Source organism: Hyphomicrobiales bacterium, assembly GCA_017642935.1.
Taxonomy (GTDB): Bacteria; Pseudomonadota; Alphaproteobacteria; order Rhizobiales; family MH13; genus MH13.
In genome coordinates, this window is record JAEPOK010000001.1 from 492,189 (window position 1) to 509,507 (window position 17,319).

Annotated in this window: 13 protein-coding genes; 12 read left to right on the plus strand and 1 reads right to left on the minus strand. The window is 60.3% G+C overall.

Annotated elements, in window-relative coordinates:
• The 11 genes from murG (at position 1) to ligA (ending at position 15,049) form a co-directional block, all read left to right on the plus strand.
• Positions 1-1,092, plus strand: coding sequence for an undecaprenyldiphospho-muramoylpentapeptide beta-N-acetylglucosaminyltransferase (gene murG / locus JJ917_02315; GenBank protein MBO6697646.1), 1,092 nt, complete (start codon positions 1-3; stop codon positions 1,090-1,092).
• 32 nt (positions 1,093-1,124) lie between these two features.
• Positions 1,125-2,531 carry a UDP-N-acetylmuramate--L-alanine ligase gene (locus tag JJ917_02320; protein MBO6697647.1) on the plus strand — a complete coding sequence of 469 codons (1,407 nt, stop codon included), beginning with the start codon at positions 1,125-1,127 and terminating at the stop codon, positions 2,529-2,531.
• Entirely contained in the window at positions 2,528-3,493 is a 966-nt protein-coding gene (murB, locus tag JJ917_02325) for a UDP-N-acetylmuramate dehydrogenase (protein MBO6697648.1), read from the plus strand. Before JJ917_02320 ends, murB begins: the two co-directional genes overlap by 4 nt.
• Before the next feature lie 135 nt (positions 3,494-3,628).
• The gene (locus tag JJ917_02330) at positions 3,629-4,561 is read left to right on the plus strand and encodes a D-alanine--D-alanine ligase (GenBank protein MBO6697649.1); all 933 of its coding nucleotides are present in this window, start codon (positions 3,629-3,631) and stop codon (positions 4,559-4,561) included.
• Positions 4,549-5,433, plus strand: a complete 885-nt coding sequence (locus JJ917_02335; GenBank protein MBO6697650.1) for an FtsQ-type POTRA domain-containing protein — start codon at positions 4,549-4,551, stop codon at positions 5,431-5,433. The genes JJ917_02330 and JJ917_02335 overlap by 13 nt, the downstream gene beginning before the upstream one ends.
• On the plus strand, positions 5,433-6,767 hold the full coding sequence (ftsA, locus tag JJ917_02340) for a cell division protein FtsA (GenBank protein MBO6697651.1): 1,335 nt from the start codon (positions 5,433-5,435) through the stop codon (positions 6,765-6,767). The genes JJ917_02335 and ftsA overlap by 1 nt, the downstream gene beginning before the upstream one ends.
• A gap of 253 nt (positions 6,768-7,020) precedes the next feature.
• The gene (ftsZ, locus tag JJ917_02345) at positions 7,021-8,778 is read left to right on the plus strand and encodes a cell division protein FtsZ (protein MBO6697652.1); all 1,758 of its coding nucleotides are present in this window, start codon (positions 7,021-7,023) and stop codon (positions 8,776-8,778) included.
• Between the two features lie 317 nt (positions 8,779-9,095).
• The gene (locus JJ917_02350; protein MBO6697653.1) at positions 9,096-10,061 is read left to right on the plus strand and encodes a UDP-3-O-acyl-N-acetylglucosamine deacetylase; all 966 of its coding nucleotides are present in this window, start codon (positions 9,096-9,098) and stop codon (positions 10,059-10,061) included.
• Positions 10,062-10,272: 211 nt separating this feature from the next.
• Positions 10,273-11,136, plus strand: a complete 864-nt coding sequence (locus JJ917_02355) for an outer membrane protein assembly factor BamD (GenBank protein MBO6697654.1) — start codon at positions 10,273-10,275, stop codon at positions 11,134-11,136.
• Positions 11,137-11,240: 104 nt separating this feature from the next.
• Positions 11,241-12,908: a DNA repair protein RecN gene (recN, locus tag JJ917_02360; protein ID MBO6697655.1), complete on the plus strand. Its 1,668-nt coding sequence runs from the start codon at positions 11,241-11,243 to the stop codon at positions 12,906-12,908.
• Between the two features lie 5 nt (positions 12,909-12,913).
• Positions 12,914-15,049: an NAD-dependent DNA ligase LigA gene (gene ligA, locus JJ917_02365; protein MBO6697656.1), complete on the plus strand. Its 2,136-nt coding sequence runs from the start codon at positions 12,914-12,916 to the stop codon at positions 15,047-15,049.
• Positions 15,050-15,101: 52 nt separating this feature from the next.
• Here ligA and JJ917_02370 read toward each other — a convergent pair whose 3' ends face one another.
• Positions 15,102-16,937 (minus strand): aminopeptidase P family protein, encoded by a 1,836-nt coding sequence (locus tag JJ917_02370; GenBank protein MBO6697657.1) that lies wholly within the window; start codon positions 16,935-16,937, stop codon positions 15,102-15,104.
• Positions 16,938-17,091: 154 nt separating this feature from the next.
• Between JJ917_02370 and JJ917_02375 the strand changes: the two genes are divergently transcribed.
• A complete protein-coding gene (locus JJ917_02375; GenBank protein ID MBO6697658.1) occupies positions 17,092-17,316 on the plus strand; it encodes a hypothetical protein in 225 nt (74 codons plus the stop codon).
• The last annotated feature ends 3 nt before the right edge of the window (positions 17,317-17,319 follow it).

The window sequence follows — 17,319 nt, forward strand, 5'->3', positions numbered from 1 at the left end:
ATGGCATATTTCATACTGTGCGCCGGCGGGACCGGCGGTCATCTGTTTCCGGCGCAAGCGCTCAGCGAAGTGTTGCAGCGGCGCGGCCATACGGTCGATCTGATGACCGATGAGCGCGCCGATCAATACGGTGTTTCGTTTCCGGCCCGCCGCACCCACATCATTCCCTCGGCGACGTTTTCGCCGCGCCAGATTTTCCAGGCGATTCCCGGCGCGTTGACGATTGCTCGCGGCGCGATCAAAGCGCTGGGCGTGATGGGGCGCGAACGGCCGGCGGCAATCGTTGGATTTGGTGGCTATCCGACACTGCCGCCGCTCTTTGCCGCGCGGCTGCGTGGTGTGCCGATCGTGCTGCATGAGCAGAACGCCGTGCTGGGCCGCGCCAATGCAGCAATTGCAAATTCGGCCAAATTGATTGCGACCAGTTTTGCCAACACTGACGGCATACCGTCCTCGTCGCGCGCCATCATCATCCATGTCGGTAATCCGGTGCGTGGCAATGTTCTGGCGGCGGCGCGCACGCCGTACCAGAAGCCAAAACCCCACCATCCTTTCGAGTTACTGGTTTTTGGCGGAAGCCAGGGTGCGCGGGTGTTTGCTGATTTGGTGCCCGGAGCGTTGGAACAGTTTGGCGAAGACGCCCGCAAGAGCATCCGCGTAACCCAGCAATGCCGGCCGGAAGACATCGCCCGCGTTCGCGAGGCCTATGAAACGCTCGGCGTTCAGTGTGATCTCGGCGCTTTCTTTGTCGATATGCCCGAGCGCATGGCTAAGGCCCATCTGGTGATCGCACGCTCTGGTGCATCGACGGTGGCTGAGCTATCGGTGATGGGGCGCCCCTCGATTTTGGTGCCGTATCCGCACGCGCTTGATCATGACCAAGCGCGTAACGCCGAACGTCTTGAACAGGCCGGCGGCGCGGTGCTGACCTTGCAAAAGAATATTGGTCCGGTGCGGCTCTCGCAGCTTTTGACCAGGTTGATGGACCCGATGTCCACGGAACTGGAGAAGATGGCGATGGCTGCTCGCGAGGCCGGGCGCCCTGAGGCTGTTGAGCAGTTGGCCGTTGAGGTTGAAGCGCTGGCACGCTAACGCGTCACGCGGATACGGATAGGATTGATCGTATGAAACTTCCCCGCGAGCTTGGACCGGTTCATTTTGTCGGCATAGGCGGCATCGGCATGAGCGGTATTGCTGAGGTCTTGAACAATCTTGGCTATGCGGTTCAAGGCTCGGACATTTCCGACAATGCCAATGTCCAGCGCCTGCGTGCCATGGGTATCAAGGTCGCTGTTGGTCATCGCCCGGAGAATTTGGACGGTGCGGCGGTTGTCGTCGTATCGTCGGCTATCAAAGCACACAATGCCGAACTGATCGAGGCGCGCGCGCGTTTCCTGCCCGTGGTGCGCCGGGCGGAAATGCTCGCCGAGTTGATGCGTTTAAAGTCAGCCATTGCGATTGGCGGCACGCACGGCAAGACCACGACCACATCGATTGTGGCCACACTTCTTGATTCTGGCGGAATGGACCCGACCGTTATCAATGGCGGCATTATCAACGCCTATGGCACCAATGCCCGCTTGGGCGAGGGCGATTGGATGGTCGTTGAGGCCGATGAGTCGGACGGCACTTTCATCAAATTGCCTGCTGACATCGCGGTGGTGACCAACATAGATGCCGAACATCTCGATCACTATGGCGATTTCGATGGCGTACGTGCCGCGTTCCATCAGTTCGTGGAAAACGTCCCCTTCTACGGCTTCGCGGTGATGTGCCTTGATCATCCGGAGGTTCAGAGCCTGATCGGGCGGATCGAAGATCGCCGCGTGATCACCTATGGGCAGAACCCGCAAGCCGATGTCCGCGCGGTCGATGTGCAGATGCAGGGACCGAATTCGCATTTTGCTGTGGAGCTGCGTCAGCGTGGCACTGATGAGCGCGCCCGGATCGATGGGCTGACGCTGCCGATGCCTGGGTTGCATAACCTTTTGAATGCGACAGCCGGCATCGCGGTCGCCCACCATTTGGGGATTGCGCACGACGATATTCGCCAGGGCCTGGCGCGTTTTTCCGGTGTTAAACGGCGTTTCACCCACACCGGGTCCTGGCAGGGCGTGGATATCTATGATGATTACGGCCACCACCCGGTTGAGATTGCCGCTGTGCTACAAGCGGCGCGATCAGCTGCCCAGGGCAAGGTGATCGCGGTTGTTCAGCCGCATCGCTACACCCGCCTACGAGATCTGTTCGATCAGTTCGCTGGTTGCTTCAATGATGCCGATCACGTGCTCGTCGCGCCTGTCTATGAGGCCGGTGAAACGCTGATCGAAGGCGCCACCCATACCGACCTGGTTGATGCGATCCGTGCGCATGGTCACCGTCATGTCGCGGCGCTTGACGGTCCAGAGGTTCTGGCTGAACAGGTTGCGGGCATTTCCGAAGAGGGCGATACGGTGCTGTGTCTCGGTGCGGGCACCATTACAGCGTGGGCCAATGCTTTGCCGGAGCAATTGAAGGCGCGCGGCGCATGAGCGCGATTGACGGAGACGCTCTTCTGGCGCGCATGGGGCAGGGCGTTGAGGCGCTGCGCGGCAAGCTGCGCACCAATCAGTCGCTGAAAGACTTTACCTGGTTCCGTGTCGGCGGACCGGCGGAGCTCTATTTCGTGCCAGCCGATGTCGAGGACCTGCAGGTCTTCATGAAGCTGCTGCCTGACGATGCGCCGGTGCATGTGATGGGCTTGGCGTCCAACTCTTTGATCCGCGATGGGGGCCTCAAGGGCGCCGTGATCCGCCTCACCATGCGCCCGTTCAATGATGGCAAGGCTGAGGTGGATAGCCCGCGCATCCGCGCCGGCACTGGCATGTCGGACCGCAAGCTCGCCGCCATCGCCCTGGACGCAGGCATTGGCGGGTTTCATTTCTACCATGGCATTCCCGGCTCGCTTGGCGGTGCGCTGCGTATGAATGCTGGCGCAAATGGCGTGGAAACGACAGAGCGCGTTGTTTCAGTCGATGCCGTCAATCGCCAAGGCGAATTGGTGACGCTTTCGCACGACGATATGGGGTTCACCTATCGCCACACTGAAGCGCCCGGTGAATTGATCTTCGTATCGGCGCTGTTTGAGGGTTATCCGGCCCCACGCAATGAGATCGAAGCAGCGATGGATGCCGTGCAGAAGCACCGCGAAGAAAATCAGCCGATCAAGGAGCGCACGTCCGGCTCGACCTTCAAAAACCCACCAGGCGGATCAGCCTGGAAGTGCGTCGATGCGGCGGGCCTGCGCGGTTTCAAAGTCGGCGGCGCGCAGATGTCGCCCATGCATTGCAACTTCATGATCAATACCGGCGACGCCACCGCCCACGATCTGGAACTGCTCGGAGAGACTGTGCGAAAGCGCGTTTACGAGCATTCCGGCACACTCCTTGACTGGGAGGTGAAACGCATGGGTCTGTTTACCAATGGCCTGGCCGTGGAAACCTTTCGACCCTGAAACACCACGTGATCGGGGAAAAATCGTAAATCGGACCTTTCGATTTCCGGTTAAGGATTTCTTACGATCTCAATCATAGCTTGGCTCCCGGGAAGGTCCATCTTGGACTGAATTTACGGGACGGTTGTGCACGCTATGGCGGGCAAGGATAAACACGTTGCTGTGTTGATGGGCGGCTGGTCGTCGGAACGACCGGTCAGTCTTTCCACGGGACAAGCCTGCGCCGCCGCGCTTGAGCGCGCGGGCTATACCGTCACGGCTGTGGATGTTGACCGTTCGATCGCGCAGACCCTAAGCGCGCTGAATCCCGACGTCGCCTTCAACGCCCTGCATGGGCCGGACGGCGAAGACGGCACGATCCAGGGCGTTCTTGAAGTTCTGCAGATTCCTTACACGCATTCCGGCGTCATGGCCTCAGCGCTGGCGATGAACAAAGACCGCGCCAAAGTCATCATGGCTGCCGCCGGCGTTCCAGTCGCCAAGCATGTGCTGACGACCCGCGAACAGGCCTCCAAGGCGCATGTCATGGCGCCTCCCTACGTCATCAAACCGGTGGCCGAGGGTTCAAGTTTCGGCGTCCTGATTGTCGCCGCTGATATGGAGCATCCACCGCAGGAGCTTTTCCGATCTGACTGGCCTTATGGCGATGATTTGATGGCCGAGCGCTTTGTCGGGGGCCGAGAACTGACCTGCGCGGTGATGGGCGATGTCGCGCTTGGCGTCATCGATATCGTGCCGCAGGGCCAAGAGTTCTACGACTACGACGCGAAGTACGCCGACGGCGGATCGGAGCATATTTTGCCTGCCGAGATCCCATCGGACGTTTACGCGCGCATCCAGACCTATTCGCTGGCCGCCCATAAGGCTCTGGGGTGCCGGGGCGTGACGCGCGCCGATTTTCGCTATGACGACATGCCGATGGGCACGGGGGAACTGATCTGTTTGGAGGTCAACACGCAGCCGGGCATGACACCGACATCGCTGGTGCCTGAAATGGCGGCTCATGCCGGCCATTCCTTTGAAGAGCTGGTGTCATGGATGGTGGAGGACGCCTCATGTCGGCGCTGAACCACCTCTTTCGCTTTTCGCGCACGCAGCGTTTGCGGGCTGAAACGGCCTATCGCACCACTGTGAGCGCATTGCGCGCGGTCCATCATCCGAACTCCTTGTTGTCGAGCCTGGTGGTTCTTCCGGTGCTAGTGTTCGGCTTCTCGTTCGGCGAGCGCACGGCTGAAGCGCGCGAAACGGCAGCGCAATCGCTTGCCTATGTCGCGGCGTCTGCAGGTTTCGGCGTGGGTGCGATCACCATTGAAGGCCTACGCGACACGCGAGAGGGCGATGTGCTCGATTATTTGGCCGTGACGCCGACAACCTCCGTGCTTGGTTTTGATATCGATGCTGCACGTGACCGCGTGTTGGCCCTGCCATGGGTAAAAGAAGCCTCTGTCCGCCGTGTTTATCCCGACCAGCTGATGGTCGAGATTGAAGAGCATGCACCGTTTGCGCGCATGTTGCAGCGTGGCCGCGTCCATCTGGTGACGGTTGAAGGCGAAGAGATCACCGACGAGATCACCGACGTGCATGCCGGCCTGCCACTTGTGGTGGGTGAGGGCGCGCCAGGCGAAGCGACGGCGTTTTTTGCCCACCTTGCCGCCCGTCCGCACGTTCTTGGCAGTGTGGTTGCCTTGGAGCGTGTTGGTGACCGGCGTTGGACGCTGCACATGCGCGAGGATGTGCAGGTGCATTTGCCGGAAACAGGCGTGGATGCTGCGCTGATCCGTTTGGAAGAGATGATGCGCCGTGAAGCCGTGCTTGAACGCGCGATAGCCGTGATTGATCTGCGTTTGCCCGACCAGTTGGTGGTGCAACTCACCGATGCTGCTGTTGAGGCGATGGCCGAAGATGCTGAAGGCCTGACAGCTGCGCGAGGGGGTGCCTGATGAAGACCTCTGGCCGCCGTCCGCTCGACTTTTATGGCCCCAATCCTTTGCCGCAGCGCAAGTCGGTGACGATCTGCGTGCTTGATGTTGGAACGGCCAAGACGAGTTGCATGATCGCCCGCCTGAAGCCCTGCGAGGCTTCAACTGGCCGCACGCGCACCCATACCGTCGATGTTTTGGGTTTCGGGCACTATCGCAGCCAGGGTTTGAAATCTGGCTATGTCATCGATTTGGAGCGCGCCGAACACGCCATCCGTCAGGCCGTGCACCAGGCTGAACGTATGGCCGATCTCACCGTCGATTCGGTTGTGGCCTCGCTGACCTGCGGGCGCATCGCCTCTGAAACGCTGTCGGCGACAGTGGCCCTTGATGGCCATGCTGTCACGGAGCGCGACATCGCCAAAGTTTTGAAAGCTGGCAGCGATCACGCCATCGCGCCTGGTCGCTCAATCCTGCATTCCATGCCAATCGGGTTCGCGCTGGATGGCGATCGCGGCATTGCCGATCCGCGCGGCATGTTCGGTTCCGGGCTTGGCGTGGATATGCACCTGGTAACGGCCGATGTCGGTCCGCTGCGCAATCTGGAGCAATGCATCAATGCCTCTCACCTTGAGGTGGAAGGCTATGTGACGTCCGCCCATGCATCGGGCCTTGCCGTGCTTGCCGATGATGAAATGGATCTAGGCACGGTTGTGATCGATATGGGCGCTGGCACCACGTCGATCGGCGTTTTCTACGATGGCGAGTTCGTGCATGCCGACGTCGTACCGGTTGGCGGCCACCACATCACGATGGATTTGGCGCGCGGGCTTTCGACGCGCGTGGACGAGGCGGAGCGTCTCAAAACCCTGCACGGATCGGCTTTGCCAAGCCCGGCGGATGATCGCGACATGCTGACGATCCCGCCCGTGAGCGACGATGGCCATGAGGGCGGCCATCAAATGCCGCGTGGCGCGCTGACCCGGATTATCCGCCCGCGCCTTGAAGAAATTTTGGAAATGACCCGGGACCGCTTGGCTGCATCGGGCTTTGCCGGCCTTGCATCGAAACGCACGGTGATCACCGGTGGCGCCAGCCAGATGAGCGGTGTTGTTGAACTGTCGCGCCGCCTGCTGTCGCGCAATGTGCGCCTTGGCCGTCCGTTTGGTGTCACGGGCCTGCCTGAAGCCGGCACAGGTCCGGCCTTCGCCTCAGTCACCGGGCTCTTGATCTATCCACAATGCGTGCGCATGGTGCCGCGCGACCACATCATTTCTCACGGTTATTCAAGCCAGGCGACTGGCACAGGCGGATATTTTGGGAGGGTAAGCCAATGGCTACGCAGCTCTCTCTAAGTTCAGCTCGCTCGTTCCGTTCTTTCGGAATAACCGCTCGCTCGCGACTTTTTGATACCTGTTTACCGATCGCTCCGGACCGTTGGTCCGACCGCTTATCGGCTGAATTCCTTCCCGTCCCCAACCCCACCGGCGTGTTCTGTGTGTCCCGCACAAGCGCCTTACGTAACCCCACCCGTCACGAAGTGACGACCATGGCTCCACAAGACTTCCCATTGTGCGCCGCGTTCCAGGAAGAATGAGAGAGGGTCCTATGCCTATTCAGTTGGAAGCTCCCGATATCCACGAGTTGAAACCCAAGATCGTCGTCTTTGGCTGCGGCGGCGCCGGTGGAAACGCCGTCAACAACATGATTGAATCCGGCCTTGAAGGCGTGGATTTCATCGTCGCCAACACCGATGCTCAGGCCCTGACCAACTCCAAGGCGCCGCGCGTCGTCCAAATGGGCGTGGCGGTGACCGAAGGTCTTGGCGCGGGTGCCCAGCCGGAAATCGGTCGTGCGGCCGCTGAAGAGGTGATCGACGAGATTTCCGATCACCTGTCTGGCGCGCATATGGCCTTCATCACCGCCGGTATGGGCGGTGGCACCGGAACTGGCGCAGCCCCTGTCGTAGCGCGTCTGGCCCGCGAGATGGGTATTCTCACCGTTGGTGTGGTGACCAAGCCATTTCACTTTGAAGGCCGCCAACGCATGCGCATCGCCGATAGCGGTATCGATGAGCTGCACAAGGAAGTGGATACGCTGATTTGTATCCCCAATCAGAATCTCTTCCGCATCGCCAACGAGAACACGACCTTCTCTGATGCCTTTGCGATGGCCGATCAGGTGCTGTTCTCCGGTGTTGCCTGCATCACCGATTTGATGGTGAAAGACGGCCTCATCAATCTCGATTTTGCCGATGTCCGCTCGATCATGCGCGGCATGGGCAAGGCGATGATGGGCACCGGCGAAGCGTCCGGCGACAAGCGCGCGCTGCAAGCGGCCGAAGCGGCGATTGCCAATCCGCTGCTCGACGACGTGTCGATGCTCGGTGCCAAGGGCTTGCTGATCTCGATTACCGGTGGCCAGGACATGCGTCTGTTCGAAGTGGATGAGGCAGCGACGCGCATCCGCGAAGAGGTCGATCAGGACGCTCTGATCATTCTTGGCGCAACGTTCGATGAATCGCTGGAAGGCATGATCCGCGTGTCGGTCGTTGCCACTGGCGTTGATGACGAACTGGCCGCGCAGAACTTGGCGCAAGGTGCAGCAACGAGCGTGCCGACGGTTGGTCGTCCGATTGTTCAGTCCGCGCCTAAGGCCGAAGCGGCTGCCCCCTCGGCCCAGGATGTTCAACAGACCGCGGTTGCCCAATCAGCTGAAGCGGCCGTTGCAGACGCTATGGCGGCACCTGCAGAGGAATCGCCGTCGCAGCGCATTGATCGGATCGAGCGGGAGCTTTCCCTGCCGCATGAAGCCGATCAGGCACCTGCGGACGACGCGGCTGTTTCTATCGCGCCGTTCAGCCCCGTACCCGAGTTGTTCGACGAGGAGGCGTTGGCCGATGAGATCATGGCCGAGGCCATGTCTGAAGAGGCCGAGGCACCGCAGCGTCCGGCGGCTGTACGTCCAGCCGCGCCAAGAGCGCGTGCCAATGGACCGCGTATGCCAAGCGTTGAAGAGTTCCCGGCAATCGCCCAGGACCAGATGCGGGCCCGCGCTGCGGCGCAAGCAGAAGAGGGTGATAAAGGGGCCTTAGGCCTGCTGCGTAAGCTTGCCCATGTCGGCATGCCGAAGCGCGACGACGAGGCACCGGCTGCACAGCCCGCGCCGCAGGTGGCCCCAGCACAGCCGACACCGGCTGCGCGTCCGGCGCCAGCGCCAACTGCCGCTGCCCCACGTGCTGCCACGCCACCGCAGGCAAGCCATGATGGGCTTGGCCGGCAGACAGCCGCGCCTGTTACCCCGAATCGTCAGGCTGAGGAAGACGCGATGGACATCCCAGCCTTCCTCCGACGGAAGAGTGGCTAGCCTCACAGAGCTGTAACACAGTGAAACATTTTAGCCGGGCATGGTGACGTGCCCGGCTTTTTTGTTAATCAAAACCTTAATTTTTTCAGCGATTTATAGAAGTTACACTTGATGCAAAATGTGTAACAGACGGTAAGAAAGCGTGATTTTTGTCTCGCGCGCCGGACAGTTAGATTGCTGCCACGCACCAAAAGGTGATGCAGCGGTCTCGCGGCGTTTCGGCGAGCCACTGCAGCGCTGCCGGTTTAGGCAGCCTCATCACGTTGGTTAATGTTGTGTCGGTTGAATGTGCCGATTTTTGGACCGCTGGGGGCCATATGGTTTATCGTTCTGGGTATCAGGGTACAGTCGGCGAGAGTGTTTCCCTGTCAGGCATAGGCGTCCACAGCGGCAAAGCCGCGACGATGACCATCCATCCGAGCGACGAAAACACCGGCATTATTTTCCTGCGCACCAACCTGCCAGCGTCCCGCGATATCGAGATCAAGGCCGATTGGTCAGCCGTATCCGATACGTCGCTTTGCACCGTTCTTGGCGATCCCAAAGGTGCTTTTGTTTCCACCGTCGAACATGCTCTGGCTGCGCTGCGCGCGCTGGGCGTCGACAATGCTTTGATCGAAGTCGATGGCCCGGAAGTTCCCATCATGGATGGCTCCTCTGCCGCGTTTATCGATGCGATCGACAGCGTCGGTGTTGTCCAGCAGTCGCGTCGCCGCAAGGTTTTGCGGATTTTGAAGCCGGTTCGCGTTGATGCTGGTGATGCGTTTGGCGAGCTTCGTCCGCATGCTGGATGTCGTTTTGAGGTCAGCATCGATTATGCCCACGGTTCGATCGGTCATCAGGCGATGGTCTTCGACCTAACGGCAGACGGTTTCCGCGATGAGATTTCTCGCGCCCGCACCTTCGGCTTCCTGAAAGATGTCGAGCGTCTGTGGGCCAATAATTTCGCGCTGGGGTCCTCGCTGGAAAATGCCGTTGTGCTTGGCGATGATGGTATCGTGAACCCGGAGGGCGCACGCTGGGCTGACGAGTTCGTTCGCCACAAGGTTTTGGACTCCATTGGCGACCTTGCCCTTGCCGGCTTGCCGATCGAAGGCTGCTACCGCTCTCACAAGGGTGGCCACCGCCTCAACGTTTCGATGATGCAGGCTCTGTTCGCCGATCCTACGGCCTATGAGATTGTGGATGGTCGCCAGGCTGCAGAGCGCGCGCGCCGTGACCGTGCTGGCGATGAAGTGAATGTGCGGCTGGAAGCCGCTGCGCTGCGCCCCGAAACCAACTGATTTTTCAACTTCCCTTCCCATGGCGGTGGGTAAGAGCATCTGCCCTAGTTTTGCCACGGCGCGATGATGCGGCTTTTGAGCGTTAAGCCTTGAGTGGACCAATTGCATCTTCGGGGTAGGGCGTCGGGCGCAGCCATGTTATGGCGGCTCGTCACAGCCAGCGGGTGAAGCGCTCTTTGGCTTTCAAGCAGACTGTTTGCGTTTGGGTACCATGATCTTCAAGCTTGCTCACATCCTCCCAAAATCAGCCCGTTTGGGCGCTCTGGTTGGCATCGCCGCTCTGGCGTTGGCCGGATGCGCTTCGACCGAGGCCGATGATTTTGCTGATTTCGTTGACGACACCCGTCCACCGGCGGTCATGTTCAATGAAGCCTTGGCAACGATGGAGGCAGGTGACTACCGGACGGCTGCCGATCAGTTTGATGAGCTGGAACAGGTTCACCCTTACTCTGAGTATGCCAAGCGTTCGCTTGTGCTTGGTGCCTTTTCGCATTTCTCCTCCGGCCGCTATCCCGAAGCCGTCAACGCCGGGCGTCGCTATGTGACGCTCCATCCAAGCGGTGAAGACGCAGCCTACGCCCAGTTCATTGTGGCGCAGTCCTATTACAACCAGATTCCCGACGTGAACCGGGACCAGGAACAGACAGCGCGGGCGATCAACGCGTTTCGCGATCTGGTACGCCGCTATCCGGATTCAGAATATGTCGGCCCGGCACAGGAGCAGATCCGCTTTGCTTATGACCAGCTGGCAGGGTCGGAAATGCGCGTCGGGCGGTACTATCTTGATCGCCGCAATTATGTCGCCTCGATCAATCGCTTCCGTGTTGTGATCGAAGAGTATCAGACCACCCGCCACGTTGAAGAAGCGCTGCACCGTGTTGTCGAAAACTACATGTCGATGGGTGTGGTTGATGAGGCGCAGACTGCTGCGGCCGTACTGGGGCACAACTTCCCGGACTCTGAATGGTATCAGCGCTCCTACCGGCTCCTGCAGTCAGGTGGGCTTGAGCCGCAAGAAAATGCCGGCTCCTGGATCAGCCGTGCCTTTGCTGGCTTTACCGGCCAGGGTTCCTGACGCATCTTCCTTCCAGCCCAAACGCTGGAAACCCCACGATTCGCCCATGCCTAAACTGACATGCCCTTTTGGCCGGTTCGGTCAGGGTGTATTGGGTCGCTGATATGCTGACCCACCTGTCCGTACGGGACATTGTTCTTATCGAAGCGCTCGATCTTGAGCTTGACCGGGGCATGACGGTGCTCACCGGTGAAACCGGTGCGGGCAAATCCATTCTCCTAGACGCTTTGGCATTGGCCCTTGGCGCGCGAGGCGATGCTGGCTTGGTGCGCTCCGGCGCCAAAAGCGGGCAGGTGCGCGCTGCTTTCGAGTTGGAGCCGGGGCACCCTGCTTTCGCGACGCTGGAAGAGGCGGGGCTGGAACCGGAAACTGATCTCATCATTCGACGCACCCAGGGCGCTGACGGCAGGGCGCGCGGGTTCGTCAATGACCAGCCGGTGTCGATGACGCTTCTGCGGTCCTTGGGCGCCTCGCTGGTGGAAATTCACGGCCAGCACGATGATCGCGCGCTGGTCGATCCGGCAAGCCACCGACAGCTTTTGGATGCCTATGGCGGCTTGCAGGGCTTGGCTGGCGATGTTTCTAAGGCGTTTGCTGGTCTGCAGGCGGCAGAGCGTGAGCGCGATGTACACGCTGCGGCGCTCGCCGAAGCCGCGCAGGAGGCTGATTATCTGAAGGCCAGTGTTGATGAACTTACGGCACTGTCGCCGGAGCCTGGCGAAGAGGAGGCTTTGGCCGCACGTCGCACGTTGATGATGCAGGCGGAGAAAGTGGCCGCCGATGTGCAGGAAGCCCATGAGGCGGTGTCCGGCGCGGCCTCGCCATCACCCATTCTGGCCGCGTTGATGCGGCGGTTGGAGCGGAAGGGTCCCGACAGCGAAGTCCTGCTTGGTCCGATCATCGAGGCGCTTGGACGCTCGCTGGACGCGCTGGGCGACGCTGCCATGGAAATCGACCGCGCGCTGGTGAGCATTGAGTTCGATCCGAAGGAACTCAACGACACCGAGGAGCGGTTGTTCGCTCTGCGGGCGGCGGCACGCAAGTACCAGGTGACCTGCGATGGGCTACCGGAAAAAGCCGCTGTGCTTGCCGAGCAGTTGGAGGCGTTGGACGCCGGCGTTGATCGCGGTGCCGTCCTGGATCAAGCCGTCAAAGAGGCCGAAGCGCACTATAACGGATTGGCGCAGGAGCTTTCGCAGGCCCGCCATCGTTGCGCTGAGCATCTTTCGGCCGCCGTCGAAGCCGAACTTCCAGATTTGAAGCTTGGTCAGGCGCGTTTCATGGCCGATGTAACGTCCAATCCCGCAGAACGCGGCAGTCACGGCTTCGATAAGGTCGCGTTTCAGGTTCAGACCAACCCTGGAACGCGTCCGGGTCCAATGATGAAGGTTGCCTCGGGCGGGGAACTCTCACGTTTTCTATTGGCCTTGAAGGTTGTGCTGGCCGACAAAGGTTCAGCACCGACGCTGGTGTTCGATGAGATCGATACCGGGGCAGGAGGCGCGGTGGCCGAGGCTATTGGTGTTCGACTGGCCAGGCTGGCAGGTCAGGTGCAGGTTCTTTCGGTCACCCACGCGCCGCAGGTGGCAGCTCGTGCCCATTGGCATCTCTCGATCGCCAAGGCCATTAAGGCGGATGAAACGCGCACGCAGGTTGAACGCTTGTCCGAAGATGGCAGGCTTGAAGAAGTCGCCCGCATGCTGTCGGGAGCCAAAGTGACCGATGAGGCGCGCGCGGCAGCAGCCAGTCTTTTGCAGGGAGAGCGGGTGTGAGCGGGTTGCGTAAGGCGCCGGTGGAGCAACTCTCAGAGCGCCAGGCCAAGAAAGAGCTTCAGGCGCTCGCCGAAGAGATGGCGGCGCATGACAAGGCCTATCACGGCGAGGATGCACCGCTGATATCCGATGCCGACTACGACGCGTTGAAAGCGCGCAATTTGGCGGTTGAGGCGCGGTTTCCCGATCTTGTTCGCTCCGACAGCCCGTCAAAGAAGGTTGGCAGTTCGCCGTCAGAAAAGTTCGCCAAAGTTACCCATGCCAAGGCGATGCTGTCGCTGGACAATGCCTTTTCGGCAGAGGATGTGCACGAGTTTGGCGCGCGGATCGCCCGATTTTTGCGGCTTGATGCGCCTCCCGCGATGACGGCTGAACCCAAGATCGACGGCTTGTCGCTGTCTCTGCGCTACGAAGGCGGGGAACTGGTGACCGCCGCGACGCGCGGCGATGGATCTGTCGGCGAGGACGTCACGCGCAACGCGCGCACCATTGCAACCGTCCCGCAAACGCTTTCTGGCAAAGCGCCCGACGTGGTGGAGGTTCGCGGCGAGGTCTACATGGCGGCTGAGGACTTCGCGGCGCTCAACGCCCGCATGGAGGAGGCCGGCGGCAAAGTGTTTGCCAATCCGCGCAATGCGGCGGCAGGTTCTCTGCGCCAGCTTGATCCTGAGATCACGAAAGCCAGGCCGTTGAAGTTCTTCGCCTACGCTTGGGGAGAGTTGTCCGAACCACTGGCAGAGACCCAAATGACGGCCGTGGAACGCCTCGCGAGCCTTGGGTTCGATATCAATCCACTGATGAAGCTCTGCGCAACGCCCGATGAGGCGATTGCTGTCTATGACAGCATCGCGATCCAGCGCGCCGAACTTGGATACGATATCGATGGCGTGGTCTACAAAGTGGACCGGCTCGATTATCAGGAACGGCTCGGTTTTGTTTCCCGCTCGCCGCGCTGGGCCATCGCGCACAAATTCCCAGCGGAGCAGGCGTTCACGATCCTGGAGAATATCGAGATCCAGGTGGGCAGAACCGGTGCGTTGACGCCTGTCGCCAAGCTGCATCCCATTACCGTTGGTGGCGTGGTGGTCTCCAACGCCACGCTGCACAATGCCGACTATATCGCCGGCATTGGCAATGACGGTTTGCCGATCCGCGAGGGCAGGGACCTTCGGGTTGGTGACACGGTGATCGTGCAGCGAGCAGGCGATGTGATTCCGCAGATTGTTGATGTGCTGCTCGACGAGCGGCTTGCGGACAGTGAGCCTTTTCAATTTCCAACCGTGTGTCCGGCTTGTGGCAGTGAGGCCAAGCGCGAGGTGGACGCCAAAGGTAAGCCGGACAGCGTCACGCGCTGCACAGGCGGCTTGATTTGCCCGGCGCAGGCTGTCGAAAGGCTGAAGCACTTTGTCTCGCGCAATGCGCTCGACATTGACGGGCTTGGCGACAAGCAGATCGAAGCGTTTTACGAAGATGGCTTGATCGCCAACGCGTCAGATATTTTTACGCTGGAAGCGCGCGATGGGCGAAGCTTGAAAAAACTGAAGGATCGTGAGGGCTGGGGCGAGACCAGCATCGCTAACCTTTGGGCGGCTATCGATGCGCGTCGGCAAGCGCCGTTTTCACGGTTCTTGTTTGCGCTCGGCGCACGCCATGTCGGCGAGACGACCGCGCGGGTGATTGCCCGCCATTACACCAGCTTTTCAGCCTTCCGTGCGTCCATGCTGGCGGCGGCGTCCGGCGATGAAGAGGCGCGTGAAGAGCTGGTCGGCATTGATGGCATCGGCGAGACGGTGGCCGTTTCGCTAATCCAATTTTTCGGCGAAAGCCACAATGAGCAGGTGCTCGATGCGCTGCTCGCCGAGATGACCATCGAGGATGAAGTCTTCGAAGTTCAGGAGAGCCCTGTGGCTGGCAAGGTGGTGGTGTTCACTGGTTCGCTTGAAAAGATGACTCGTGATGAAGCCAAGGCCATGGCCGAGCGTTTTGGGGCCAAGGTGTCGGGTTCGGTGTCGAAAAAGACCGACCTGTTGGTGGCCGGACCAGGGGCCGGCTCAAAGCTCACCAAGGCGCAAAGCCTCGGCGTTGAAACCATCGATGAGGATGGTTGGTTTGAGCTGGTGGGCGTGACGCCTTCAGAATGATCGCTCTATCCTGGCGCACACGCGAAGCGTGATCGCTGGGATGACACGCGCTTTAAACCGGCGCGCAGGCAGCTTCCAGGAACTTCAAGTCATCGCCGGAGAGCAGCGGGCCGATATCGGCCAACACCTTGGCGTGGAAGGTATTCAGCCAGTCACGCTCCGCCGCTGTCATCAAATCCAGATCGATCAGGCGACGCTCGAAGGGCGCGCGGGTGATGGTTTCAAAACCCATCATGGGTTGGTCGCCGCCGACATCCTCCGGTTCGGTGACAAAGACCAGGTTTTCCAAACGGATGCCGAACGCACCTTCCCGGTAATAGCCAGGCTCGTTGGACAGCAGCATGCCGGGCTCCAGCGGCACATTGCCCTGCTTGGCGATGCGGGCAAGCCCTTCGTGAACGCCCAGATACGACCCGACGCCGTGCCCAGTACCGTGGGCATAGTCCAGGCCGTTGGCCCACAGGAACTGGCGCGCCAGAACATCCAGATGCGCACCGGTGGTACCCTTCGGAAAGCGTGCTGTGGCCAGCGCGATATGGCCCTTCAAGACCAGCGTGTAAGCGTGCTTGTGCTCATCTGATGGCTCGCCAACCAGCAGCGTGCGCGTGATGTCGGTGGTGCCATCCTGATATTGCGCGCCGGAATCGACCAGATAGAGCGTGTCCTTTTCAATCGGCGCGTTGGTGGCGTGGGTGACGCGGTAATGCACGATGGCACCGTTGGCCCCTGCGCCCGAGATCGTGGGGAAGGAGATATCCTTGAGCTGATTGGTCTCCCGGCGACAGGCGAGCAGTTTTTCCGCCGCTTGGATTTCATCGAGATCGCCTTTTGGGGCCTCCTGCGCGAACCAAGCCAGAAACCGAGTCACAGCCGCGCCGTCGCGTACATGGGCCGCGCGAGCGCCGGCTTGCTCCACAGCGTTTTTGCGCGCGCGTGGCGCTTCGATGGGATCGGTGGCTTCCACCAAGGATCCACCGGCCTCGGTGATCGTGTCGGCAATCTTCACCGACACGTTGGCCGGATCAACCATAACGGTGGCCTTGGCCTCGCCGAGCGCCAGCAGAGCGGCGGGGAAGTCGGCAATATCGGCGATCGTCACATCACGCAAATGCTCGATAGCCTTATCGGTCAGTTTGCCAGGATCGATAAACAGCTGCGCCAGGCCATCGTTGCTGACAATCGCAAAGGCCAAGAACATCGGCTTTTGCGGCACGTCGTTGCCGCGAAGATTGAACAGCCACGCCGCGCCATCAGCTTGGGTGAGCACGACGGCATCGGCGCGCTTATCTTTCACGGTTCGGGCAATGCTGGCGATCTTTTCCGCCAAGGGTTGTCCGGCAAATTCCAGCGGGTGAACCACAATAGGTTCAATGGGCCGTCCAGGTCTTTCTGTCCAAATGGTGTCAATGAGGTTTGTGGGTGTCGCAGCGAGGGTGGCACCTGCTTTTTCGGCTGCTTTTTTGAAACGCTTGAAGCCGTTGATCGTGTGCAGCCATGGGTCATAACCGATTGCTTTTCCAGCCAGATCGAGGCCGCTCAGATAGGTTGCTATCGGGTTTTCCACCATGTCATCTGCGGTGAAGTCCGGCTGAACCGTTTGAGCGCGTACCTGCAGCGTGTAGCGTCCATCGGTGAAGACGCGTGCCTCATCCGGCAGCACAAGCACAAAGGCGTTGGAGCCGGTGAACCCTGTGAGCCAGGCAACGCGTTCGGCATAAGCGGGCAGGTATTCGCTCTGGTGTTCATCGGTGCGCGGGACCAGCAGTCCATCCAAGCCAGCATCGGCCATCACGGCCCGAAGTTGAGCCAGGCGCTGCGGCCCTTTGTCCGGCTCGCTGGTGTCCTCATAGCTTTGCAGCGGTTCGAGTTTGGGCTGCGGATCGCTCATCTGAATTCCTAAGAAATTGTGCAGCGCACTATGCACTGGATGCAGGGCTGCCTTGAGACAAAAGGGTCTACCGCAGAAGGGCATTGAGGGCCATCTATGCGAGGTCTCCCCCCAGAGACTCCACAAGGAAATATTAGCCAATAAGGAGCCAGAAATGGCCGTATTCACTTTCTCCGAACCACGTCCCGTGTTCGCAAGCGCCGGTAACAAGCCCTCGATCTTCCGCCGCGCTTTGAACGCCATCATCGAAGCACGCATGGCGCAAGCCCAGCGTCAGGTGGACGCTCACATCGCTACTCTTGATCCGAAAACCCGCGCTAAGTTCGACCTAGGCGAAGCGGTGACCGGCAAGAATGGCGTTTACATCTGGCCGTACTAAGCC

Bases quoted from the DNA above. Each gene is read 5' to 3' on its own strand.
- murG (MBO6697646.1), top strand. From the start codon at position 1: ATGGCATATTTCATACTGTGCGCCGGCGGGACCGGCGGTCATCTGTTT.
- JJ917_02320 (MBO6697647.1), top strand. From the start codon at position 1,125: ATGAAACTTCCCCGCGAGCTTGGACCGGTTCATTTTGTCGGCATAGGC.
- murB (MBO6697648.1), top strand. From the start codon at position 2,528: ATGAGCGCGATTGACGGAGACGCTCTTCTGGCGCGCATGGGGCAGGGC.
- JJ917_02330 (MBO6697649.1), top strand. From the start codon at position 3,629: ATGGCGGGCAAGGATAAACACGTTGCTGTGTTGATGGGCGGCTGGTCG.
- JJ917_02335 (MBO6697650.1), top strand. From the start codon at position 4,549: ATGTCGGCGCTGAACCACCTCTTTCGCTTTTCGCGCACGCAGCGTTTG.
- ftsA (MBO6697651.1), top strand. From the start codon at position 5,433: ATGAAGACCTCTGGCCGCCGTCCGCTCGACTTTTATGGCCCCAATCCT.
- ftsZ (MBO6697652.1), top strand. From the start codon at position 7,021: ATGCCTATTCAGTTGGAAGCTCCCGATATCCACGAGTTGAAACCCAAG.
- JJ917_02350 (MBO6697653.1), top strand. From the start codon at position 9,096: ATGGTTTATCGTTCTGGGTATCAGGGTACAGTCGGCGAGAGTGTTTCC.
- JJ917_02355 (MBO6697654.1), top strand. From the start codon at position 10,273: ATGATCTTCAAGCTTGCTCACATCCTCCCAAAATCAGCCCGTTTGGGC.
- recN (MBO6697655.1), top strand. From the start codon at position 11,241: ATGCTGACCCACCTGTCCGTACGGGACATTGTTCTTATCGAAGCGCTC.
- JJ917_02370 (MBO6697657.1), bottom strand. From the start codon at position 16,937: ATGAGCGATCCGCAGCCCAAACTCGAACCGCTGCAAAGCTATGAGGAC.
- JJ917_02375 (MBO6697658.1), top strand. From the start codon at position 17,092: ATGGCCGTATTCACTTTCTCCGAACCACGTCCCGTGTTCGCAAGCGCC.